The sequence below is a fragment of the Paenibacillus liaoningensis genome (assembly GCF_059609455.1).
This window is the reverse complement of sequence record NZ_JCAALU010000023.1, coordinates 96,931-118,757: the sequence shown is the minus strand read 5'-3', so window position 1 is coordinate 118,757 and position 21,827 is coordinate 96,931. Positions and strand designations below refer to the sequence as shown.

Sequence of the window (21,827 nt, the reverse complement as noted above, 5' to 3'; positions counted from 1 at the left end):
CCGTTTACGCTTGAAATATAGGAAAGGATATGATTTTCCCATCCCTTCTCTATATTTCTACGCGAAACGGAAGCTTTGCCGCCAAAGGGTGGCGAAAGCCGTTTACGCTTGAAATATAGGAAAGGATATGATTTTCCCATCCCTTCTCTATATTTCTACGCGAAACGGAAGCTTTGCCGCCAAAGGGTGGCGAAAGCCGTTTACGCTTGCGATAAGAGAGTTCAACCTGCGGAGGCAAAGTATGAAACAGCAGAGGTTTGTTTTTAGCAAAAGCATTGCTTTTAGGTGGATCATTTCCTATGCCATCATAATGCTCATCCCATTAATCGTTAGCGCTGTCGTGTACACCCAAACGAAAAAGGTAGTAGAGTATGAAATTCAGCGGGCTAGCGGTGCCATGCTCAAACAGGTTAAATATATGGTAGACAGTGAAATCAACCAAGCAGAAAAGCTGGCTATGCTGCTGTCTATTCATAATGACGTGAATTCCTTCCTGAATATGAATCCGGACTCGGAGCAGAAGGAAGCCTTTCAAATTTTTAAAATCCAGCAGGAGCTGAGCAAGTATAAATCCGCCAACAATTTTATAAAAGGGATTTATCTGTATTCCGGCAAGCTGGGTACGATACTTACAGACGAGACCTACGCGGATTCAGCCTTATTTTATGAGATGAATCGCCAGCAGTTTAACATCAGCGAGCAGGAATGGCAGAAAATTTTGGCTACACCGATGATCCAGTCGGGGAAGCTGAGGCCTTTTATTCAATTTAAACGGGTCGGAAATACGGTTTTATTAATTAAGCCATTATCGAATATAAAGGAAAAGGACACGACGCGAGGCGTACTATTCATCGCTTTAAATAGCAGCACCGTGCAAAAAATGCTGGCGAATGTCGATTGGGTCAACAATGGGGACGTCTATATCGTCGATCATGCGAATCAAATTATGTTTCAAAATAATAAAATAGATAGTCCGCCGATTTTTTCTATGGTGGAGACGGACAATAAAGAAGCAGATTCTTCCTTTTTGACTATTGCCGGAACGGAAAATATGGTTTCCTTTATCGCCTCGGATACGTCTGATTGGAAATATGTAAGCGTTTTCCCTTCGAATACCTTTTGGGAAAAAGCCAGAGAGATTCGCAATTTGAATTTGCTTGGCTTGCTGGTCTGTTTTTTAATTGGTGGGGTCGTCATTTATTATGTTGCGCGCCGCAATTATAATCCTGTTCGCGAGCTGGTCAATGTATTCTCCTACGCCAAGCAGGAGCGGAGCATGTGGCGAGCAGACGAGTTTTCGTTTATTAGGGAAAATGCGCTGGCAACGATTCGCGAGCGGGATGATATGAGCAGCCGCGAATACAAGCAGCTTCGGGTGCTGCAGGCCTACTATTTGACGAGGCTGCTCAAAGGGCAGGCAGAGGAAGGCTTGTCCGTCCAAGGAGCGGCGGGTCGTTACCATTTGAATTGGAGCACTGAGCATTTTGCCGTACTGCTCTTCGATATTGGGCCAGACGAAGCAAGCGCGACGTCGATGAATTTATCCCATTTTATCGTAACGAATATTATGCTTGATGTGGCTCAGGAGTTTCATAGCTTAAGCTTTACCGATATGGACGGCATGCTTGCTGCGGTTATTAACATCCACCCCGATCGCATTTCCGTCTGGAAAGAGGACATGGAGCAGGCTTTGGTGAAAACGCTGGAATTTACCGATCAGCGCTACCGCTTGCAAATTGTGATGGCCGGGAGCGAGCATGAGGTCGGGGTAGCGGGCATACATCATGCTTATTTGCAGGCGCTGGAGGCCCAAGAATACCGCTTATTTTCAGAAGAAAATGTGTCGATTTGGTATGGAGATATTGAGCCTGTGGAAGCTGAATATTATTTGTCGATCAATGATGAGCTTGCTTTTATCAACATCATTAAGACAGGAGACCTGGAAAAAGCGACCGAGAAGGTAGATGATATTTTGAACCAGGTGTTCAGCAGCCAATCCTCCGTTGAAATGCTCAAATGCGCGATGATCGATTTGGCAAGCTCCATGATGAAATCTGTTCCGCTGGAAGCCCAGCAGGCTCAAATATGGGAAGAATCGCGACCGATGAAGCGTCTGCTCGCCTGTACAACTAGGGGGGAGTTCCGGCAGGAGCTGCTGCAAATTTTACAAATGGTGTGCCACAAAATCAATGAAAAGCTGTCCTTGCTGTCCAATACGGGAATTGGAGAACAGGTGGCGGAGTACGTAGAGAAAAACTATGACGATATTAATCTCAGCGTATCGATGATTGGGGCCGAATTCGGCATTACCCCGCAATACGTATCGCGATTATTTAAAGAGCAGAAGGAGCTCGGCCTGCATGACTTCATTAGTCAAACGCGCACTTCTAAGGCGAAGTTGCTGCTTCAGCAAGGCGCCAGCATAGAAGAGACTTCATCAAAAACGGGCTTCTCCAGCAGCAGTGCCTTCATTCGAGTATTCAAGAAGTATGAGGGGATTACACCGGGCAAATATAAGAATCTACAAGTTGAGCGGAGCTAAAACACACATATATGCATGCAAACGGAGGTCTTGATGTTGGCAAAAGGGTTCAGCAAAAAAACGGTGGGCAAGCCTGTCCTTTTTCTACTGAGTTTCATTATGCTGGCTGCTGGCTGCAGTCATTCGAATTCAAACAGCAATATGGAAGGCATTGTTAATACTAATGTCAATAATCAAACAGGAGGCGTGTTTTCTTATCCTATGCAGGGCAATGTCGAGCTTTCTTTTATGGATGAGCAGCTTGGCAGTACGCCAGAAGTGATGCCGATTGATGAAGAATACGAGCAGCGGACCGGTGTTAAAATCAGGCATTTGGGTGGAACGCCGATGACGGATCAAAAGTTCAGCCTGCTGCTCGCCTCGGGAGAGCTTCCTGATATTTTTCTAAATACGTGGCTTCAATATCCCGGCGGGCCAGATCGGGCTGTGGAGCAGGGGTATATATTAAAGCTGAATGATTTAATTGACCAGTATGCGCCGAATTTAAAGAAAGTGCTTCAGGAAAATCCCGACATCGACAAAATGATCAAAACGGATGACGGCACGTATTATGCTTTCCCGTTCATTCGTTCAGATGCTGGCCGTGTATATGGCGGACCTATTATCCGTAAAGATTGGCTCGACGAGCTGAATTTGGACATTCCCGAAACGATTGAGGAATGGCATACCGTATTAACAGCGTTTAAAGAGAAGAAAAACGCCAGCTCACCAGTCACGTTCCGGACGATGTTTTTGGGCGAGCGTACGAGTGGTTTTGCCGGCGCGTTTGGCGTAATGGGCAATTTCTATGTCATTGATGGAAAAGTGACGTACGGCTATGTCGAGCCGCAATATAAAGAATATTTAAGAGCGATGAGCCAGTGGTACAAGGAGGGGCTAATTGACAAGGACTTTGCTTCCATCGATGCGGCAACTGTTGATAAAAAAATGTCCTCCGGCAGCAGCGGCGCAACGATTGGCTGGCAGTTTTACATTGAAAAATACAATGCTGCAGCTCAGGAAACCGATCCGAAGGCGAACTTCGTGGCCGTCCCTTACCCAGCAGCGGTAAAAGGCGAGCTTCCAGAGTTCGGTCAGTTGGACAATGCATATGCAGGGACAAGCTCCGCAGCGATTTCCGCTACTGCTGAAAATGTAGAAGCAGCCATCCGTTGGCTGGATTACGCCTATTCCACTGAAGGAAGCATGCTGAACACCTATGGTCTGGAAGGGGTCACGTATAAACTCGGCAACGGCAAGCCAGTCTATACGGATTTGGTCGTCAACAACCCGAATGGACTAGGCAGCGACCAAGTGATGCTGCAATATTCACATGGCACCAACTTTCCTATGATTCAGCAGGATAATAATTTACCAGCGAAATATGAGCAGACGACGGAAGCGCTGGGCATCTGGAAAAACACGAATCACGAGAGCCACCTGCTGCCGCCAGTGACGCCAACGGCTGAGGAAGCGGATGAAATGAGCAGCATTATGAACGATATTAACGCATTGGTTAAAGAAGCGGAGCTGAAAATTATATTAGGCAATGAGTCTGCCGACAACTACGATAAATATGTTCAGCAAATGAAGGAGCTGGGCATTGAAAGAGCGCTGGAAATTCAGCAAGCTGCCTATGAACGTTATTTGCAACGTTAAATCGATACGATACACGATCAGGAGCCCCTCATATGTAATGCCATTAACGGCTCGCAAACTATAAGGAATTGTAAAATTATATTTGTATAACCATTGAAAACATATTTCTAATGTTTAACTATGAAATTCATAGAAAGAGATTTTAGATTGGTTATCTAATTTTAAATTTATAATAAACATTATTTTTTTGGAGGTACATGCCGATAATGATATAAAGATGGAGTTATTTCCCTAGCGAGAGGTAAAGTGAAATGTATATAAGATCGAATTTAATGGCTGTGAATGCAAATCGAAGTTTAACTATTAACAATGATAAGAGAACGAAGTCTATGGAAAAACTTTCATCTGGGCTTAATATTAATAGGGCGGCAGATGATGCAGCGGGGATGTCAATATCAGAGAAAATGCGTGGGCAGATACGTGGTTTACAGCAAGCATCAAGAAATATACAAGATGGAATTTCACTTATTCAAACTGCTGAAGGCGCTATGCAGGAAATCCATGCTATTCTGCAGCGTATGAATGAATTAGCTGTGCAAACAGCAAATGGTACTTATAGCGACACTGATAGAAAAAATAGTCAGAATGAGTTCAACCAGCTGCAGGCTGAGATTGATAATATTGCTGAACATACTAATTTCAATGGAATCAAGCTTTTGAATGGAGAGGCATCTGGTGACCGTACTTTTTCAGCAAACTACATTGCGAAATGGAATTTTACTGGAAATCCCAATGATGAGGATAGGATTGGCATACGTGATCTTACCTTAATGTTAGCTGCAGATTTTGAATTTGTTAGTCCCAATAATATAAATAATACGTGGGTTGATGTTCCAATTGGGGTAAATATAAATGAAACATTAAGTAATTTGTTGAGTAAGTATACTAATTTAAAAGCCCGGAATATTGGTTTTCCATCGGAGCAAGAATCAGTACAAAATACAAGTTTATACATTTCGGGTACGACCGTAATTCTGCTAACAGATAAAGAAATCACTATATCATCCTCGGCAGGCATTCCAGCCGATCTCCTGACGGGAAGCCCAGCAACACTAACACTTAGTGGGGAAAGTGGAATATCCATTCAGACGGGCACTGCTGCTGGTGAGAACTTGAATATAGGCATGCCAAACGTAAATGGATCTGCAATAGGGGTGGCTGGTTTAAATATCTCATCCCATTTAGGAGCTTCTAATGCTATTGTTCCTATAAAAAATGCTATTAATACAGTATCCTCTGAACGAGCCAAGCTTGGAGCTTATCAAAACCGTCTTGAACATACGGGAAGCAATATTCTTAACTATGGGGAAAACCTATCCGCTTCGGAGTCAAGAATTAGAGATTCGGATATGGCAAGAGAAATAATGGAACTTGCAAAATCTCGAATTTTGACTGATGCAGGTCAGGCTATGCTTGTACAAGCGAAGATGATTCCGCAAAATATATTAAAGCTACTTAGTTGAACGACATTGAAGATAAAAATTGCTTGATATTATTGACAGATGATTGAAATAACCTTTGCAGGAGAATATTCATGAAATCACTACTCAGAAAACATATGGCAAGCAGATCGACCATGTAGCCGATAGCAGGCATGACATGATGGTACGTTTTGCAGAGGGCAAACAAACTCATATTATTTTTATCGAAAATAAGCTAGGCACGGCGAGAGAGATCAGCAGTTGAAGCGATATGCAGATCATTTGCGCAATTATGAGGCTGATGGCTGCCGCACGCATTTCATTTATATAACGAGGGCTTACGCCCCCAAGCGAGATGCGGATATTTTACAAAATCAAAATGGCAATCAGGCGACCTTTCATCAAATCCGTTGGTTTCAAGTTTATAACCATTGAACGGTTGAATGAACTGTAAGAGCTAAAGCAGCAAACTCCGGAATTGGAGTGGAAATCGACAAATAATGGTTCTTCTTATTAAAAGCAGTTCACAGCAGATAAAGCCCTAACCGCCAGATGTTTTTTCTGGTAGTTGGGGCTTTTATTTGAAAGATTAAACTGCACGTTCTCCCACTTGCAGCGCCGGCTTCGCCGAAGCACCTTGCTTTGGCGTCTTCAACAAGTTGCCGACTAAATATTTTCCGAATGAGAAACGATTGAGCAGGTTGGCGATAACTAGGCTGACGGCAATGCTCCCCACATAACAAACAACAAACGAAACGGCGAAATTTGTTTTCGGCAAAAACTGGAGCAGCAGCTTCATGACGATCATGTGCAATAAGTAGAGGCTGAACGAATATTTACTGATGAGCATAATGAATCTCGGCACGGAGCGGGTTTTACCTGATAGATAGAGGATCAGCCCAATCATGGCGATCGTATAAAGCATCATATCGGGGCGTTTCGAGGATATAATGGTGAAAATGCCTTGCTGCTGAAAGCCCATCACGGCAATGAAGCAGACGGGGATGATCGCAAACAGCCAGACGCCTTGTCTGCTAATATATTGCTTCACCTGTTCAAAATGCCTTCCAGCATAATAGGCCAAGGTAAAATAAAAAATCCAGCCGACGGCGAGCAGCCAGTAGCCTCTTTCCCAAATGTATGTAGTGACAGCGGATGAGCCTGGGGCTGATGTCGCGCTGAAATAAGCTAAATAACCGAAGTTCAGCACAAATGAAGCGAGTATAACCGTTAGCGGTTTAAGCTTGCTGGCATATCGATTAAAGAGAAAGTGGAGAATATGAATTTGGAATAGCAATAGGATGAACCAAAGCACGAAATCGCCTAGAAAAATATTTTTGACCGCTTCGATGGAATAGGAGGCAAACGTAAAGGCACCATTTTGAGCCGTATCAAAAATAGCAAAAATGAAGCTCATGAACAGAAACGGAATAAGCAAAAAGAGCGCCCTTTTTTGAAAAAAGCCTTGTGGCGGTTTGCCATGATACGTTTTGGCATTCAAAAATTCAGATATAAATACAAATGTCCCGGTGCCAAATAAAATGGCCATTTGAAAAATTTTGAGCAAATAGAAGGCGATCCCTTCCTGCCCGCTGAAATACAACGCCAAATTATTGCCCAAAGCGTGGTTTAAAATGACAAATAAACAGGCAATTGCTCGCAGCCAATAAATTTCATTAACTAATTCCTTTTTAATCAGACTCACCCACTCCTCTTTATTTGATACAAATTGTATCACTTGAAAAAGGAAGTTTCAATGTGAATTTTGGCGGGGAATTGCGTATTTTTTTGCTGAAGATGAATGTTTACTAGTATCCGCGCTAGGCCTTGTTAATTGAAACCCCTATCCAAATCAGATATAGTATGGATATATTTAGCCGTATGGAAAAGAGGGTGCTTTTTCAAATCAATTTGGTATAACGGTTATGTTTATTCAAAGGAGTGAGAGGATGGATTTCCAACAAATCAATGAATTAAAGCAAGAGCTCGACAGTCTAAGACCCTTACCCTCCGCGGCCGTCCGGAATTTAGAGGAGGTTTACCGAGTAGAGTGGATCTACAACTCAAATGCAATCGAGGGAAATACGTTAACGCTCTTGGAAACAAAGCTGGTGCTGGAGGAAGGTCTAACCATTGGCGGTAAAAAGCTTAGAGAGCATTTCGAAGTCATTAATCATTCTGAAGCGATTAGTTATGTACAAGACATCGTGCATCGTAATATGACTATAACGGAATCAGTAATTAAATCTATTCATCATTTAGTATTGAAAAATATTGACGACGAGAATGCAGGACGTTACCGCTCCATTAATGTTCGAATATCTGGATCGCAGCACATACCACCGACTTATGTATTTGTACCTGAAAAAATGGAAAGTTTGCTGCATTGGTATCAAGAGCAGCATAACCGTCTGCATCCTGTTGAATTAGCAGCCAGGCTCCATTTTCAGTTCGTTTTTATCCATCCGTTTGCAGATGGCAACGGGCGTACGGCTCGTTTATTGATGAATTTGGTTTTAATGCAGCATGGATTTCCTCCTGCCATTGTAAAAGCAGCCGCAGATGCAAGGTTGAAATATTATGAGACGTTGGAAGAAGCCAGCAGCAATGACCAGTTGGAGCCCTTCATCGCCTTAATTGCTGATTGTGTAGAGGAGAGTTTACGAACATACATTTCTGCGGTGAAATAAATGTTTGCATCTATTTTTGAAATTGCCACAGCACCATAATCTATGATAAAGTAAAAACACTAACATAAAGGGAGGTGAGGTAGGTGAATCACGAATTGGTCAATAACCGTATTAGCCAGCTGCCGATTGCTATGGCTGGCATTGTTCATGCATTTTCCGCGAACGGGATCAGTCTGTCCATTTTTAACGATACGGATATACCATTCGCGAGAAGACGCCTACCTTAACCACAACGGATTGCTTTGCCATTCGAAGGGTCGCAGGCTTGTTGCTGCGGCTCTTTTTGAATTATAGGAAAGTATGTGATGTTTCTATCCTTTCTCTATAATTCTCGGAATGAAACGCGCTGCGCGCCAGAGGACGGCGACAGCCGTTTCACCTTGAATTCTAAGCATTTATAAGTTTTATCCTTATATTCACTTAGAATTCTCCGACAAAGCTCTTCGCTCGTCCTAGAAGGACGACGAAGTCGTTTTTGCTTGTGTTTTCAAGCTAGGGTCTTCCTCATCAAATAGGAGGCTCTTCAAATGATTATTGTAAATGTACAACAAATAAAAAAATACCACGCGGCAAATCTGGTGCTGGATGGCGTAACGCTTCAGCTTCAGGAGGGAGAGAAAGTAGGGCTCATAGGCCGCAATGGCTGTGGCAAATCGACGCTTCTCCGGCTGATTGCCGGACATGAGCAGGTTGACGATGGGATGCTGACTGTAAAGAGGGATTTGCAAATCGGCTACTTGCCGCAAATACCTGCTGCGTTCGAATCACTTACCGTATATGAGGTAATGGCCTACGGATTTCGGGAGCTGATGGCCTGCAGGCAGGAAATGTCGGAGCTGGAGCGCGAGATGGCGGGGGAAGAAGCGGCAAATGATGCTGTGAAATTGGAGAGGCTATTGAAAACATACGCCCTTGCGCAGGAAAAATTCGAGCAGGGCGGCGGCTACGACATGGATACGGCGATTGATCAGGTTGCCAGCGGCCTGCGCATTGACCGCAGCTACGATCAGCGGAGCTTCAGCAGCTTGTCGGGCGGTGAGAAAACCCGCATCGTTCTAGCTTCACAGCTCGTCGTCCGTCCGGATTTGCTGCTGCTGGATGAGCCGACGAACCACCTAGATCTCAAAGGAATTGAATGGCTGGAGCAATTCATCCAGCACTATGAAGGCGCTTGTGTCATCGTATCGCATGACCGTTATTTTCTCGATACCGTCGGCACAAAGATGATTGAACTGGAGGATGGCGAAGCCCATACCTATCACTGCAACTATAGCGGTTATCTGAAAGAGAAGGAGGAACGGCTGCTTCAGCAATTTGCCCAGTTCCAAGAGCAGCAGAAAGTCATTCGCAAAATGAAAGAAACGATTCGCCAGCTGGAAGAATGGGGCCGCATTGGCGGCAATGAGAAGTTTTTCAAGCGTGCGGCGTCGATGCGCAAGGCGCTAGAGCGGATGGAAATGGTGAAGCGCCCCGTTTTGGAGCCGAATACAGCGGAGTTCGAGCTGTCGCCACTTGACCGTTCCGGACGCAACGTTATTTCGTTTGAAGGTTTGACGAAGCAGTTTGGTGAACGAATAATTTTACGGGAGGCAGAAGGCAGCCTGCTGTATGGCGAGAAAGTCGTGCTGCTTGGCGATAACGGCTCCGGGAAAACGACGCTGTTTAAGCTGCTGCTAGGGGTGATGGAAGCGGACAGCGGGCAAGTGGCGCAGGGAACGCGCTTGGAAATCGGGTATTTGGCGCAGCAGGAGCCGTTAAAGGGCAATAAGCAAACGGTGCTGGAGCATTTCCGGCTGGAGGGCGGCTTGGAGGAAGGCGAAGCACGGAATGTGCTGGCTAAATATTTATTTTATGGGGCGGATGTATTTAAGCCGCTCGCAGCGCTTTCTGGTGGAGAGTGGTCACGGCTGCGGCTTGCGCTGCTTGTAAGACGCAAGCCAAATTTGCTGCTGCTAGATGAGCCGACTAACCACCTGGATGTCGCATCGCGCGAAGCATTGGAGGAGGCGCTGGAGGATTTCCCCGGCACGGTGCTTGCGATCTCGCATGACCGCTATTTCATCAATCGTTTGGCTAAGCGGGTATGGGAGCTGGAACAAGGAAAGGTCGCCACTTATCTTGGCAACTATGATGATTTTAAAGCGAAGCGGGAGGAACGGCTTGCTCAAGCAAATTCATCCGCCAAGGGAGAGGCGAGAACAGCTAAAGGTGCAGGTATAGAAAAGCCACGCTCAAATGGAAGTCCGGCACCTGCTGAAAGCAAACTGGAGCATATGGAGCAGGAGATAGCTAAGCTTGAAGCCGAAATTGCAATAGCTGATGCCGAGCTGGAACGATTGGATCGCATGGGCGACACGGAAAATCTTGAGAAGCAATGGAGGGAACGGGAAGAGCTGCAAACGAGGCTGGATCAGCGTTTGGAGCAGTGGCTGGAGCTGTCGAGCTAGTGCATATTTGGAAAATTTTCAAAAAAGTTGTCACCAATGGCGCCCAAAACAATACTCTATATAGACGAATGACTATATAAAAAAACGGAGGTTTTGTTATGGATCGTACAGATCGTGCATTTGTTCCTGGTGGTGGCTTTGGTGGTGGGTTCGGCCGTCCTTTCTTTCGTCCGTTCCCTCATCCTTTTTTCCCTAACCGTTTCTTGTTCCCATTTTTCTTCTTTTCACCATTTTTGTTCCCTTTCTTCAGAGAAGGCAACTCGGACGACATGATATACGCTCAGCACCAAGCCCAGCATGGGGAGACGCTAGCGGCAGTTTGTCATAAATACAACGTTCCTCATGCGATCATGGAGGAAGCCAATCCCCATGTGAACCCGGCTCAATTAAAAGCAGGGGAAATGGTATACATTCCGCGAATTTCTAATATGATGTGTCAAAAGACATATTCGGAGACGGCGGTTGGCGGCCAGCAAACTCAGCCCATGATGTATCCCGGGCAGCATTCCTAATCTTTACTTGAAAATAACAATAAGCCGCCGATCGCTGTGATCTGGCGGCTTATTTCTTTTATCTGTAAATATTCAAGTGATAAACATTGTGATTTTTGAAAAGCTATGCTTACATATAGTGTTATTATTCAAGGAATTGGTGTAAAATAGCTAATAGAATAAACTAAATTAATAGTAAAGGAGCTTATTTTATGGATACGATTCGTTCTTCGCAACTGTTATTGCCGAAAGTTTTTCGGGTCTTATTTCTTTCACTGCTCGTATCGCTGGTCGGCTTCTTAATCGGTCAGGTTGTTCCGCCTGTACTGGCTATGCCGCTGTATATAGTGGAAATTGGACTTCTGATTGCACTGCTCTTTTTACGAAAAAAGAAATCGATCGGCTACACGCTGATGTACAGCTTTATGTTCGTATCCGGCTTGACGATGTATTTCGTCATTGTAAGCTATATTAGCATGCTGGGCGCTTCACTGGTATTGCAAGGTCTTGGCGTTGCGATTCTTGCATTTGGCGGTACGGCGCTTTACGCGATTAAGTCGAAGCAGGATTTTTCATTCCTCGGCGGCTTCTTGTTCGCTTCCACTATTGTACTTGTACTGATGACACTCGTCGGCTTGTTCCTCCCCTTCTCGGGTACAACAGAGCTGATGGTATCCGGCTTCGGTATTTTGATCTTCATCGGTTGGACGCTGTTTGACTTCTCGCGTCTTACTCGTCAAGGCTTTAGCGATGAGGACATTCCGATGATCGTCGTGAGCATTTATCTTGACTTCGTGAATCTGTTTCTGTTCATTCTGCGTTTCCTTGGTGCTAGCCGAGACTAAGGACGTGATTTTCAAGGAAGAGCGATCAGCGCTGCTGGTCGCTTTTTTTGAAACGCACCGCGCCGCCAAAGGACGGCGACAGCCGTTTCACCTTGTTTGATTCTGTCATCCGGGTGGACAGGAGCCGCATTTTTCGATTTAATAGAAGGATGGACGTTTGGTAAAGGTGGTAAGAACAAGCTAATGGCGAAATCAAAATATTATGTCGTTTGGGTAGGCAAGCAAGCAGGCGTATTCGCAACATGGAAGGAATGCCAGGAGCAGGTGAATGGCGTTCAGGATGCGAAATATAAGTCCTTTGAATCCAAGGCGCTGGCGGAGGCCGCTTTCAAGGAGGGCTGGCGCAGCCACTGGGGCAAGGGGAAAAGCACGGCAGGCGGCGCAAGCAGCAGCTCGGGCGGTTTTAAGAAAACGGCTTCCAAGCCGCAAGAGTCCGGAGAAATCGATTATGACAGCATCTCTGTAGATGTCGGTACGCGGGGCAATCCGGGTCCAGTGGAGTACAAGGGAGTCGATACGCAGACAGGCGAAATTTTATTTTATGTAGGGCCGATTCCGAATGGTACGAACAATCTCGGTGAATTTATCGCCGTTGTGCATGCACTCGCCTATTTGAAGCAGAAGGGCAGCGAGAGAACGGTATACAGCGACTCCAGAACGGCACTCAGCTGGCTGCGTAATAAGAAGGTCGCATCGACCCTCGTAAGAGATGCCTCTACAGCAAAAATTTGGGCGCTGACAGACGAAGCGGAGAGATGGCTCAAGACGAACACCTATCCGAATAAAGTGCTCAAATGGAACACTGAGGAATGGGGAGAAATTAAAGCAGATTTTGGGAGAAAATAACGTTATACATAGAGAGGGGACTACGCGGTGTTTCAGCAGTTGAACAATGATTGGGCAGCTAAGCTGCAATTTGAATTTGAACAGCCCTACTTCAAGAAATTAGAAGTTTTCTTGACGGAGCAATACAGCACCAAAACCGTTTATCCGAAGCAGGAGGATGTGTTTAATGCGCTTAATTACACGTCTTATGAAGGAACGCGGGTCGTTATTTTAGGACAGGATCCTTATCATGGAGAAGGCCAGGCGCATGGCCTGAGCTTCTCCGTGCAGCCAGGAGTTGCGGTGCCAAGGTCGCTGGGCAACATATATAAGGAGCTTCATGCAGACTTGGGCTGCCCGATTCCATCCCATGGCTCGCTGCGAGCTTGGGCAGAGCAGGGGGTGCTGCTGCTAAATACGGTGCTGACAGTGGAAGCGGCCGCAGCCAACTCGCATAAGAAGAAGGGCTGGGAAACCTTCACTGACCGTATCATCACTGCGCTTAATGAACGCGAGCGTCCGGTCGTATTCATTTTATGGGGAAATCCCGCCCAGAAGAAGCTGGAGCTCATTGACACGGACAAGCATAAAATCATTACGTCCGTACATCCTAGTCCATTGTCTGCCCGTGGCGGGTTTTTCGGCAGCAAGCCGTTCTCGCAAGCAAATGGTTATCTGAACGAGCTGGGAGAGCGAGAAATCGATTGGAGTATACCGGCATTATAATTTTTCAAGCTGTATAACCGCATTCATTCACAAACCAAAAGCCGCTGAACTTGCGTAATGGCTTACGCGTAGTTCAGCGGCTTTTTAAAATGGTTTTAGCTGAAGCTCTTCAGCTTCAATTATTAGGAAGCGACAGACGTATTGCTGCCCGCAGGAGCAGCAGCGGAGCTGCCTGAAACGGCATTAGCGGCTGTTGGAAGAACGGGCTTGAATTTAGCATCTACATAAGTTGTAACCTGTACTTCTGTAATCACTTGGGGATACATTTGATCGGGTTTAGGCTCCGTGCGCTCTAACTTAATAGTGGCTTGGTCGCCATCAAACGTGATGCCGGAAATTTGAATGCCATAGCCTGGATGAGGCACCGTTGCTGTTACCGTCACTTTATTGACTTCAGCATTGACTGGCGTAACGGTCAATCTTGCATCTGTGAAAGGGTTATCCGTTGGCTCATTTCCCGTAGCAGGTGCTTCATTTTCCTTCATTTCCTTCATAAATGCAATTCCATCATGCAGCCATGCCGCAGCATCACTGCGTTTAATGGAAGCCGTTGGGTAAAAATTTTGCTTTGCGTCAAGCGTTGCGATTTTGCTGAGGAGCAGCTTTTGGATATTGCCCATAAAATCTGGATTTACATCGGCCTCATCATTAAGCATCACATACATTTCAATCATGGCATAAGTCACTTTATTGTCAATCGCTTTGAACAAATGCTGCGCGAATTGCTCGCGAGTCATCACGTCATTTGCTTTCACATCTTTAGCTACACCAAGATCGTAGAAATGGGCGATGATGAAAGCTTGGGAGTACCATTTGTCATCTTTAATATTCGTATAATAGTCGGCTGCCAGCGGCTGCTTAATGAAACGAATATGATCGAAGTTAAGCTCAAGTCCTTTGACAATCATGGAGATTCCTTCTGCATAAGTCAGTTTGCCCTGCGGGCGGAAATTGCCGTCTTTGTCCCCGGAAATAATGCCTTGCTGCTGGAGCGCTTCAATTTTTTTGGCATTCGGGTCATTTTTGACATCGTTGAAGGCCCAGGCACTTTGTCCAATTGTCAGCATCATCATGGTCAAGATAAGGGTTAACAGTAGTGGTTTTTTCTTCATTTCCAGTCACCTCTTTATTTTTTTCGCTTTCTTATATCATCCCAGACGTTGCTATTTCTTTTATTGTTGCAGAACGAAGTAAAATCGATTCATTTGTTCGCTTATAGGCTAATTAGCAAGCGTACTATTTTCTTTACAACATGAAAAAACGGGAAGGATTGACCTTCCCGCTCCACACTTGCCTATCCTATACTTTAATATCTAGTAGGCTGCCGACATTTGGATTTACACTGAGCTCCATCATTTTGATAAGTCCTTGTGCCTGCACTTGCATTTGGTCTTGGCCAATATCCAGCATGCGAACCGATACAGCCGTGCCGAGTGATGCTTGACTAAGTGACGTTGATAATGCTGCTATATCCATTATTCACCACCTCCACCTTTATTATCGGCAAGCATGGCGGAGGGATGAATACAATTAGGCAAAAAAATAACCCGCATCGCTGCGGGTCACAACCATATATGTCGAAAAGAGAGTAAAGTCAGTATGCGCCTCGCACCTTAAATAGAAATGAAACGAAGCTGATTTTTAGCTTAATGCTTTTTTTCTATGATATAAATGGCCATTCACGCACGCATCTTTAAGCAAAAAAAAGAACCCGCCGGAAGGCGAGTCGTCAAGGATTAACTATATAAATAGTGGGGGGTCATGTGATTAGTATAGGCAGCCAACCTTAAAATAAAATGAATGCCAACTGATAACAACATTAAATTTATATTTCAAGGCCATCTGATCATTTTTTTTGAAAATAGGCAAAAAAGTAGCCCGCTATTCAAGCGGGCCCAAAAATATATTAAAAGGGAGTATGTTGCTAGTATGGATTAACCATCTGAAACTGCACTGAAACGAAGCTGAAAATAAAATAAAAAAAGCTCCCATTGTGTCCGGGAAGCCTTGGCGTTTCCTTATTCTTTTTTCTCCTCTTTGACAATGACTTCATCTGGCGCATCGAACGGTACGCGATCTTCTTCATAATACATGGGTGAATCACCTCCTGCTTAAAGTCAGTATGCACCTGTTTAATTATCTGGGAATGAACGTAATGTAAACGGAAAATTAAAAAAAGAAGCAGCGGCACCCGTCCATCGAGGCAAATACCCATTTTGCCTGAAAGCCCAACCCTTTTTGGCTTTTGACCATATGATGCTGTGTACCTTAAAAAAAGGAGATGAGCAACGAAATGGGATATGAAGTAGGAAATGTAGGAGTAGGTCCAGGATACGGTGGCTGCGGAAATAAAGTAGGCGGTGCTTTCACAAGCCCAGGCGCTATTCTTGTACTGTTCATTCTATTGGTTATCATCATTTGCTCCTGTATGTGGTAATAGAAGCGGCTTAGTTCCATCCTGACCTAATCAGTATTTCCTTAACCATGCGTTCTAAGTTAAAAATAGAGAAGAAGCATCCCCTTGCCATGTTATGGCAGGGGGATGCTTTTTTGCCTAATTTCATAATCTCCATGACAAATGCTTTGAAGAAAGGGTATGATTTAAAGATGGGTTGAAAAAGGCATGAGTTAAATGAAGGTCATGTACTAAAACATAGAATGGAGACGGAAGTAATGGCAAAGAAACCAAAGCGCCCGACAAGGGATGAGTTTGAATTGGAGGAGCTCGGAGAGCGCCTGGTTGAAGCGTATCAAGAGGGTATTGAGCTGCTTTTTGAGGTGTGGAACTGGGAAGAACCCGTTGCGGGGCTAATTGTAAAAATGGATTCCCGGACGAGGCTGGTGCACGTAGCGAAAGGTGAAGAAATTACTAAAATTCCGTTCATGGATATTATGAAGGTGAACAATAACGCAAGCTAGCCGAAGCGGCAGACGCTCCTTGTTTTTGACGAATAAAGTCTAGTATTGTTGGGAAATGTCATTAAAATGCTAGAAAAGAAGTATCGAAAGTGCTAGCAAATATTCCTCCTCACCACTTAGAATGGACTCTACTGGTAGATTTAGGGTTTCAAAAATGTGGAGGAGGTTTCTGTTATGAAAAAAAAGAACGGTGTAGTCAAATTTGGAATCGTTTGTCTTGCGATGTTCGTTTTGTACCCGGCGGTGCAGGCGTTTGCAGCTTGGAACGATGTGCGTACAAGCTATGCGACATATACAGGCTCGGGATATTCGGGCGGTGCAGTACTGCTTGATCCGATTAATCCGAATATGGAAATAACGGCCTTAAATCCGACTGATATGAATTACAATGGGGTCAAAGCGGCGCTTGCGGGCGCTTACTTGGAGGTTACAGGGCCTAAGGGCAAAACGGTCGTTTATGTCACCGATTTGTACCCGGAAGGCGCTCCGGGAGCGCTTGACTTGTCCCCAAACGCTTTTGCTAAAATTGGGGAAATATCGGCAGGCAAAATCAATATTTCATGGAAAGTCGTGAAAGCGCCGATAACCGGCAATTTTTCGTACCGGGTGAAGGAAGGCAGCAGCCAGTGGTGGGCAGCCATTCAAGTACGCAATCATTTTTATCCGGTCATGAAAATGGAATATAAGAAGGCTGGCGCGTGGATCAATCTGGAGAAAATGGACTATAACCATTTCTTGGGCACGAACATGGGGACAAGCCCGCTGCAGGTTCGGATAACCGATATTCGCGGGAAAGCGGTTCTGGATACGATTCCCGCACTTCCAGCAAACGGTACATCAGGCGCTTATATAGTTCCGGGAAATGTTCAATTCCCGAGCTGAAATGGAGCATAGGCTGAAAACAAAAAGCTTCATTCTCCGGTTGATTGGAGGACGAAGCTTTTTTTGAAGCTCAAAAAAAATAATAGCAAAATGGTTGACTTTTCCGCTCAAGCTTGGTATATTAATAAACGTCGCTAATATACGATCTGTTAGCTCAGCTGGGAGAGCACTATCTTGACAGGGTAGGGGTCAGTGGTTCGAGCCCACTACAGATCATACAAAGAAAAAGCCTGAGAAGCCGCATTATATATGGTTTCTTGGGTTTTTTCAATTTTTTGCTTACTGTCAGTGAAAAGCGATCTGGGGACATTCTGGGGACGGATTCTTTGCTAATTGATTTTATAAGACTATTCAGGATCAATCTTGTGTACTTTTTCTAGAAAATTTATCGAATTTATTCGCTGTGCGTTGTCTAACTTTTTTGGTGATATGCATGTAAGTGTCAGCTGAGGTCGATAACCTGGCATGCCCTAGTCTACGCTGAATCGCAATGAGAAGGGAATCAAAGTTAGCTGCATCATCTTCGCCATCTTCTAACATTAGAGTACCTGAACTGTGTCGTAGCCCGTGAAATTTAATAAATCGACTCGTAATCTCCAAGTGTTTTCTCCTCTCTTTTCGATGCTACCTTTTGGCATTTCATTCCCCTCAACAGAACGTATGTTCTTTTTTTGTCTATAAGAAACCGCCTCGCAGCGGTGGAAGCGCAAGATCATAGAGTGTTATGCATTTTTTTTGCTATTTATTTTGCTTCTTCTTACTTTCCCAAAAAAGAACTGTTAGAAATTCTTTTGCTTTAAGTTTGTCTTCCTTACTTATTGGCGCGCCATCAAATAGCACTTCACCATCAGCTTCTAACAACCTTTTTAAATCAAAAATGTCGTTTTCTGTTGCCCAAGAAGGGGCTTGAATTTGTTCCTCGCGTCCTAAAAGGTAATCCGTAGAAGTCCCGAGAATTTCCGCTAGGGTGTCTAAATCTTTGCTAGTAGGCGTTACTCTGTCATTTTCGATGTGCCCGAAATTGGAATTGCCCATCCCTAACTTATCCGCAATTTGTTTTTGTGTAAGATAGAGGGATTTTCTTAGAACTTTAATACGGCTTCCTAGTGACATAATAACTTTACATCCTTCCGAAATAAATTGTATTAAAAATACTGTTGACTGTATTTGAAATACAATGCATGATGATCACAACGAATAAACAAGGTGGTGACAAATTGAAAAGAGTCGAACTCAAAAAAGCTAGGGTTGATGAGGGGTTGACTCAAGAAGCACTGGCTTCTGAGTTATCAGTACATGTTGATCATATCCGAAGCTTAGAATACGGTCGTGTAAATCCAAGTGTTAAACTAATGAATAGAATTTGCGACCGACTAAAAGGCGAGCCGAGAGTCTTATTTCCTGATCTATAAAACAGTATTATTAATACGACAAATTCATAATACTGTATTTAAAATAGGATGTAAAGGTGTGCTTATTTTTTTGCCTATAAAATGTATTTAAAATACGATTTAGGGGGCTGTAAGCTGGATATTTCAATTGAGTTATCCATAAGAACAATCATTTCGGAAGAAGTGGCGGCAGCTGAACGGAGAATCCGAGAAAGTCTTAGTATGAAAGCGGATGAAACATTGACGTTAAGAGAGGATGATTGGAAGCGGGAACAAGAAGATAACTACAAACCATAGTAATCATAAGAGGAGGAACATTCATTATGTCAGATAGCAATGAAAAAGCCACCGTTGCAGCGGCGGCAGATGATTTAAGTGTTGATACTCGAAATACTTGGTCTTCTAGGTAGTAATGGGACGAATGTAAGAGAGAGGAGAAAAGCATGTATGAGTGAAACGAAAAAAGAATCAGTTTCAAAATTGGAGACTGATATAAATATTGTAACTGACATCATTTTTTAGATCCTTGTAGGAGACGTAACGGATGGAGTTACGGATTTGGTGAATGATGCATTTCTGAATCTCGGTGTTCGGATAGCAGGCGGAGATGGCCTGGGAGAAGCCTGTGAGGTTATCCACACAGGTGATCAGAGTGTCCTGTACACCACGGTTTTTAAGCTCGTTTAATACACTGAGCCAAAATTTAGCGGACTCGTGCTCCCCAATCCACATGCCTAATACGTCCTTGTTTTCATCTAAATCGATGCCAATGACCATGTAGGCTGCCTTATTCACAATGGCGCCGTCTTGTTTCACTTTGTAATGAATTGCATCCATAAATACGACTGCGTAGATGCCTTGCAGCGGCCGATTCTGCCATTCTTTAATGAGGGGGACGATTTTGTTCGTCACGTTTGAAATCATGGTTGGTGAGACGTCTATTCCGTACAAATGATGGAGGTGATCTTGAATATCCCTCGTACTGACACCTTTCGCGTACATCGCGATGATTTGGTCTTCAATACCGGTGACGGTGGACTGATGCTTCTTTACAATAACGGGCTCAAACTCACCATGACGATCACGAGGCACGGCTATCTCCATTTCGCCGTACTCGCTCGTTACCGTCTTTTTCGTTTTCCCGGTACAACTATTACGTGTCGCTTTGCTTTTCACATCATGCTTCTCATAGCCCAGCTCCGTGTCGAGCTCAGCCTCTAGCATGGATTGCAGCGTCTCTGCAAATAGCTCCTTCAAGGCCGACTGCACATCTTCCATCGTTTTGAGGTTGTTTTCCTTCACAAATGCCTTCACTTGTTCCTTATTGAATCTCGCCATCGGTGCCATCCTCTCAAACCAGCCTTTCTTCTATTGTAATAGGGTTTGAGAGTTTACACAGAATATTTTACAGACTCGGAAATTGGGTTTAAAACGATTAGGATTGCTTACCATGTCGTTCTATTTTCTGTTTTTCCTTTTCCCAGAGGGCTTTTATACAAAACAACAAGGGTCAATACGCGTGTTGCCCAATGCACCCATACTTCTAATTTTAAATTAAAACCGCCGGGTGCTCCCGACTCTTCACTGTAATAGCTATATCCATCACTACGAGTTGGATCAACATTGATTGTTCTATGACCAACCTCCTGTCCTAAAACGAACAATGAAGCCTTAACCTCTTCGACGTCACCTTCAAATTCGACATAAACTCCAGGTACACCTGGTACATCGACGTCTACCTTTGGCATTTTATCACTCCTTGTATTTGGTCGTTCTTTCTTATTCTTACCAAGCCTGAAAAAATAATGTGTTTGTTCAAAACACCAATATAAGGGGCATCGCTCCAGAAGTGTAGCTAGATTGTTTTAAGCCCTATAGCTCCATACAGCATAGAAACGAGGTGAGAGTTTTGGTAATTCAGGCTTTAATCGACGAAGGAGCAATATTCTTCTGCAGCCATAGCGGCGGTAAGGATAGTCAAGCCATGTACGACCACCTAAAGGTCATAGTTCCTGCCCATCAGATTGTCGTGGTCCATGCTGATCTGGGCTGCGTGGAGTGGCAGGGGGTTCAAGATCATATCCTTGAAAACACAAGCCATGAGGTATTTGTAGTTAAAGCAAATAAAGATTTTCTTGAAATGGTCGATGCCCGCGGTATGTGGCCGTCAGCTAAACACAGGCAATGTACCAGCGATTTAAAACGGGCGCCGATTATGAAGTTTATCAGGCACTATCTCAAGGACCGTGGTCTTAAAATCGCCATCAACTGCATGGGTATTCGGGCTGCTGAATCAACGGCCAGAGCGAAGAAGGAGCCGTTCCGCTATAACGCTGCTGAGAGCTGTGGACACCGCGACGTGTGGGACTGGATGCCGATTTTCGAATGGAAGACAGCAGAGGTATTCCAAGCAATTGCGGATGCTGGACAAAAGCCTTTCTGGGCTTACGCTGTTGGCAATGAGCGTTTGTCGTGCGTGTTTTGCATCATGGGTAGTAAAAACGACCTGCAGCACGGGGCTATAGCTCCATACAGAGAGGAGGACAAGCAATGATCATACAGGGCGACAACATCATTGTAGTGCCTGTTATGGAGGCAGGGCAGTTTCAGGTATGCGTCACGTCGCCTCCGTATTGGGGGCTGCGGGATTATGGTATACCGCCGAGCGATTGGCCGGAAGTGACTTATACTCCCATGCCCGGCTTGCCTGCGGTGACGGTACCAGTACCAGCATGGCGCGGTTGTCTAGGGCTGGATCCTACGCCGGAAATGTTTGTGGCTCATACGGTGCATGTATTTCGGGAAGTATGGCGCCTGTTGCGGGACGATGGGACACTGTGGCTTAATTACGGTGATAGTTATGCATCTAGGCCTAATAGCGCCGATCAGAATTGGCCAGACCCAGCAAATCCCAAAAAGGGCGGCTCGCGCTGCCGAGTTTCTGTTAATAAGGGTATTAAGCCAAAAGATTTAATAGGCATACCGTGAAGTGTGGCATTCGCGCTCCAAG

General features: G+C 44.7%; 20 protein-coding genes, 1 tRNA gene and 1 pseudogene. 16 read left to right on the top strand and 6 right to left on the bottom strand.

Features of this window, described 5'->3' with window-relative positions; all coding sequences use genetic code 11:
• Nucleotides 1-241 precede the first annotated feature (241 nt).
• The 3 genes from AC6B99_RS29505 to AC6B99_RS29495 all read left to right on the top strand — a co-directional run bounded on the left by AC6B99_RS29505 (nucleotide 242) and on the right by AC6B99_RS29495 (nucleotide 5,643).
• On the top strand, nucleotides 242-2,542 hold the full coding sequence (locus tag AC6B99_RS29505; protein ID WP_056038845.1) for an AraC family transcriptional regulator: 2,301 nt from the start codon (nucleotides 242-244) through the stop codon (nucleotides 2,540-2,542).
• Between the two features lie 33 nt (nucleotides 2,543-2,575).
• The gene (locus AC6B99_RS29500) at nucleotides 2,576-4,180 is read left to right on the top strand and encodes an extracellular solute-binding protein (RefSeq protein WP_494865187.1); all 1,605 of its coding nucleotides are present in this window, start codon (nucleotides 2,576-2,578) and stop codon (nucleotides 4,178-4,180) included.
• A 251-nt stretch (nucleotides 4,181-4,431) separates the two neighbouring features.
• The gene (locus AC6B99_RS29495; RefSeq protein WP_056038839.1) at nucleotides 4,432-5,643 is read left to right on the top strand and encodes a flagellin N-terminal helical domain-containing protein; all 1,212 of its coding nucleotides are present in this window, start codon (nucleotides 4,432-4,434) and stop codon (nucleotides 5,641-5,643) included.
• A 547-nt stretch (nucleotides 5,644-6,190) separates the two neighbouring features.
• Here the strand turns inward: AC6B99_RS29495 and AC6B99_RS29490 are convergent.
• A complete protein-coding gene (locus AC6B99_RS29490) occupies nucleotides 6,191-7,306 on the bottom strand; it encodes an acyltransferase family protein (protein ID WP_496664869.1) in 1,116 nt (371 codons plus the stop codon).
• Nucleotides 7,307-7,550: 244 nt separating this feature from the next.
• Between AC6B99_RS29490 and AC6B99_RS29485 the strand changes: the two genes are divergently transcribed.
• The 7 genes from AC6B99_RS29485 to AC6B99_RS29455 all read left to right on the top strand — a co-directional run bounded on the left by AC6B99_RS29485 (nucleotide 7,551) and on the right by AC6B99_RS29455 (nucleotide 13,625).
• Nucleotides 7,551-8,291, top strand: a complete 741-nt coding sequence (locus tag AC6B99_RS29485; protein WP_496664868.1) for a Fic family protein — start codon at nucleotides 7,551-7,553, stop codon at nucleotides 8,289-8,291.
• An 83-nt stretch (nucleotides 8,292-8,374) separates the two neighbouring features.
• Nucleotides 8,375-8,518, top strand: coding sequence for an RAxF-45 family protein (locus tag AC6B99_RS29480; RefSeq protein ID WP_200931651.1), 144 nt, complete (start codon nucleotides 8,375-8,377; stop codon nucleotides 8,516-8,518).
• Nucleotides 8,519-8,818: 300 nt separating this feature from the next.
• Nucleotides 8,819-10,738, top strand: a complete 1,920-nt coding sequence (gene abc-f / locus AC6B99_RS29475; RefSeq protein WP_496664867.1) for a ribosomal protection-like ABC-F family protein — start codon at nucleotides 8,819-8,821, stop codon at nucleotides 10,736-10,738.
• Nucleotides 10,739-10,836: 98 nt separating this feature from the next.
• Nucleotides 10,837-11,250: a LysM peptidoglycan-binding domain-containing protein gene (locus AC6B99_RS29470; RefSeq protein WP_056038829.1), complete on the top strand. Its 414-nt coding sequence runs from the start codon at nucleotides 10,837-10,839 to the stop codon at nucleotides 11,248-11,250.
• A gap of 191 nt (nucleotides 11,251-11,441) precedes the next feature.
• Nucleotides 11,442-12,074, top strand: a complete 633-nt coding sequence (locus AC6B99_RS29465; RefSeq protein ID WP_494865175.1) for a Bax inhibitor-1 family protein — start codon at nucleotides 11,442-11,444, stop codon at nucleotides 12,072-12,074.
• Nucleotides 12,075-12,257: 183 nt separating this feature from the next.
• The gene (gene rnhA / locus AC6B99_RS29460; protein WP_056038823.1) at nucleotides 12,258-12,920 is read left to right on the top strand and encodes a ribonuclease H; all 663 of its coding nucleotides are present in this window, start codon (nucleotides 12,258-12,260) and stop codon (nucleotides 12,918-12,920) included.
• A 27-nt stretch (nucleotides 12,921-12,947) separates the two neighbouring features.
• Nucleotides 12,948-13,625, top strand: coding sequence for a uracil-DNA glycosylase (locus AC6B99_RS29455; RefSeq protein ID WP_056038819.1), 678 nt, complete (start codon nucleotides 12,948-12,950; stop codon nucleotides 13,623-13,625).
• 122 nt (nucleotides 13,626-13,747) lie between these two features.
• Here the strand turns inward: AC6B99_RS29455 and AC6B99_RS29450 are convergent, their stop codons facing one another.
• Both AC6B99_RS29450 and AC6B99_RS29445 read right to left on the bottom strand, forming a co-directional pair.
• The gene (locus AC6B99_RS29450; RefSeq protein ID WP_056038816.1) at nucleotides 13,748-14,737 is read right to left on the bottom strand and encodes an S-layer homology domain-containing protein; all 990 of its coding nucleotides are present in this window, start codon (nucleotides 14,735-14,737) and stop codon (nucleotides 13,748-13,750) included.
• Between the two features lie 187 nt (nucleotides 14,738-14,924).
• On the bottom strand, nucleotides 14,925-15,101 hold the full coding sequence (locus AC6B99_RS29445; protein ID WP_081418938.1) for a YjfB family protein: 177 nt from the start codon (nucleotides 15,099-15,101) through the stop codon (nucleotides 14,925-14,927).
• A 1,197-nt stretch (nucleotides 15,102-16,298) separates the two neighbouring features.
• Here AC6B99_RS29445 and AC6B99_RS29440 point away from each other — a divergent pair.
• The 3 genes from AC6B99_RS29440 (at nucleotide 16,299) to AC6B99_RS29430 (ending at nucleotide 17,642) form a co-directional block, all read left to right on the top strand.
• Complete coding sequence (locus AC6B99_RS29440; protein ID WP_046230532.1) at nucleotides 16,299-16,544, top strand: YolD-like family protein; 246 nt, start codon at nucleotides 16,299-16,301, stop codon at nucleotides 16,542-16,544.
• A gap of 222 nt (nucleotides 16,545-16,766) precedes the next feature.
• On the top strand, nucleotides 16,767-17,426 hold the full coding sequence (gene exlX, locus AC6B99_RS29435) for an expansin ExlX (protein WP_496664870.1): 660 nt from the start codon (nucleotides 16,767-16,769) through the stop codon (nucleotides 17,424-17,426).
• 143 nt (nucleotides 17,427-17,569) lie between these two features.
• Nucleotides 17,570-17,642 (top strand) — tRNA-Val (locus tag AC6B99_RS29430).
• Nucleotides 17,643-18,164: 522 nt separating this feature from the next.
• On the opposite strand, the gene AC6B99_RS29425 is transcribed toward AC6B99_RS29430, so the two are convergent.
• Complete coding sequence (locus AC6B99_RS29425) at nucleotides 18,165-18,539, bottom strand: helix-turn-helix domain-containing protein (protein WP_496664866.1); 375 nt, start codon at nucleotides 18,537-18,539, stop codon at nucleotides 18,165-18,167.
• 68 nt (nucleotides 18,540-18,607) lie between these two features.
• Here AC6B99_RS29425 and AC6B99_RS29420 point away from each other — a divergent pair, with 68 nt between their 5' ends.
• Nucleotides 18,608-18,838 carry a helix-turn-helix transcriptional regulator gene (locus AC6B99_RS29420; RefSeq protein WP_081418937.1) on the top strand — a complete coding sequence of 77 codons (231 nt, stop codon included), beginning with the start codon at nucleotides 18,608-18,610 and terminating at the stop codon, nucleotides 18,836-18,838.
• A gap of 495 nt (nucleotides 18,839-19,333) precedes the next feature.
• Here the strand turns inward: AC6B99_RS29420 and AC6B99_RS29415 are convergent.
• Nucleotides 19,334-20,155, bottom strand: a pseudogene (locus AC6B99_RS29415) (IS256 family transposase); the annotation flags it as partial.
• 107 nt (nucleotides 20,156-20,262) lie between these two features.
• Nucleotides 20,263-20,565, bottom strand: coding sequence for a hypothetical protein (locus AC6B99_RS29410; RefSeq protein ID WP_494865161.1), 303 nt, complete (start codon nucleotides 20,563-20,565; stop codon nucleotides 20,263-20,265).
• Between the two features lie 161 nt (nucleotides 20,566-20,726).
• On the opposite strand from AC6B99_RS29410, the gene AC6B99_RS29405 reads away from it, so the two are divergent.
• Both AC6B99_RS29405 and AC6B99_RS29400 read left to right on the top strand, forming a co-directional pair.
• Entirely contained in the window at nucleotides 20,727-21,371 is a 645-nt protein-coding gene (locus AC6B99_RS29405; protein WP_496664865.1) for a phosphoadenosine phosphosulfate reductase domain-containing protein, read from the top strand.
• Nucleotides 21,368-21,805: a hypothetical protein gene (locus AC6B99_RS29400; protein WP_494865155.1), complete on the top strand. Its 438-nt coding sequence runs from the start codon at nucleotides 21,368-21,370 to the stop codon at nucleotides 21,803-21,805. Before AC6B99_RS29405 ends, AC6B99_RS29400 begins: the two co-directional genes overlap by 4 nt.
• Nucleotides 21,806-21,827: the final 22 nt, after the last annotated feature.

What these genes read in the sequence shown, in the direction of transcription:
- AC6B99_RS29505 (WP_056038845.1), top strand. Translation starts at nt 242, where the DNA reads ATGAAACAGCAGAGGTTTGTTTTTAGCAAAAGCATTGCTTTTAGGTGG.
- AC6B99_RS29500 (WP_494865187.1), top strand. Translation starts at nt 2,576, where the DNA reads ATGTTGGCAAAAGGGTTCAGCAAAAAAACGGTGGGCAAGCCTGTCCTT.
- AC6B99_RS29495 (WP_056038839.1), top strand. Translation starts at nt 4,432, where the DNA reads ATGTATATAAGATCGAATTTAATGGCTGTGAATGCAAATCGAAGTTTA.
- AC6B99_RS29485 (WP_496664868.1), top strand. Translation starts at nt 7,551, where the DNA reads ATGGATTTCCAACAAATCAATGAATTAAAGCAAGAGCTCGACAGTCTA.
- abc-f (WP_496664867.1), top strand. Translation starts at nt 8,819, where the DNA reads ATGATTATTGTAAATGTACAACAAATAAAAAAATACCACGCGGCAAAT.
- AC6B99_RS29470 (WP_056038829.1), top strand. Translation starts at nt 10,837, where the DNA reads ATGGATCGTACAGATCGTGCATTTGTTCCTGGTGGTGGCTTTGGTGGT.
- AC6B99_RS29465 (WP_494865175.1), top strand. Translation starts at nt 11,442, where the DNA reads ATGGATACGATTCGTTCTTCGCAACTGTTATTGCCGAAAGTTTTTCGG.
- rnhA (WP_056038823.1), top strand. Translation starts at nt 12,258, where the DNA reads ATGGCGAAATCAAAATATTATGTCGTTTGGGTAGGCAAGCAAGCAGGC.
- AC6B99_RS29450 (WP_056038816.1), bottom strand. Translation starts at nt 14,737, where the DNA reads ATGAAGAAAAAACCACTACTGTTAACCCTTATCTTGACCATGATGATG.
- AC6B99_RS29445 (WP_081418938.1), bottom strand. Translation starts at nt 15,101, where the DNA reads ATGGATATAGCAGCATTATCAACGTCACTTAGTCAAGCATCACTCGGC.
- AC6B99_RS29440 (WP_046230532.1), top strand. Translation starts at nt 16,299, where the DNA reads ATGGCAAAGAAACCAAAGCGCCCGACAAGGGATGAGTTTGAATTGGAG.
- exlX (WP_496664870.1), top strand. Translation starts at nt 16,767, where the DNA reads ATGTTCGTTTTGTACCCGGCGGTGCAGGCGTTTGCAGCTTGGAACGAT.
- AC6B99_RS29425 (WP_496664866.1), bottom strand. Translation starts at nt 18,539, where the DNA reads ATGTCACTAGGAAGCCGTATTAAAGTTCTAAGAAAATCCCTCTATCTT.
- AC6B99_RS29420 (WP_081418937.1), top strand. Translation starts at nt 18,608, where the DNA reads ATGATGATCACAACGAATAAACAAGGTGGTGACAAATTGAAAAGAGTC.
- AC6B99_RS29410 (WP_494865161.1), bottom strand. Translation starts at nt 20,565, where the DNA reads ATGCCAAAGGTAGACGTCGATGTACCAGGTGTACCTGGAGTTTATGTC.
- AC6B99_RS29400 (WP_494865155.1), top strand. Translation starts at nt 21,368, where the DNA reads ATGATCATACAGGGCGACAACATCATTGTAGTGCCTGTTATGGAGGCA.